This window comes from Flavobacterium xizangense (assembly GCF_054075145.1).
In genome coordinates this window covers 1-235 of sequence record NZ_JBSIPG010000335.1, presented here as the reverse complement: position 1 = coordinate 235, position 235 = coordinate 1, and the positions used below count along the sequence as shown (strand labels likewise).

At 33.6% G+C, this 235-nt stretch carries 1 protein-coding gene; it reads right to left on the bottom strand.

What is annotated here, in order from left to right; all coding sequences use genetic code 11:
- On the bottom strand, positions 1-162 hold a 162-nt coding region (locus ACWA1B_RS23670; RefSeq protein WP_456911147.1), incomplete at its 3' end, for a tautomerase family protein.
- Positions 163-235 lie beyond the last annotated feature (73 nt).

Sequence of the window (235 nt, the reverse complement as noted above, 5' to 3'; positions counted from 1 at the left end):
GAATCCCCAATCGTCCAATTCGATTTCCTGAATTACGATATGTGTAAGGCTGGGATCTTTGTCTAAGACATCTGTAATAAGTTGTGTGATGCCTGAAATTAACTGCTGTTTTTGTTCTCTCGTAACGCCTTCACGTGTTACTTCAATTTTTACGTATGGCATGATTTCTAATTAATTATGAATTATTAATTATGAGTTATGAATTATTTTAGACTTGCTGTTATATCTACGTCCA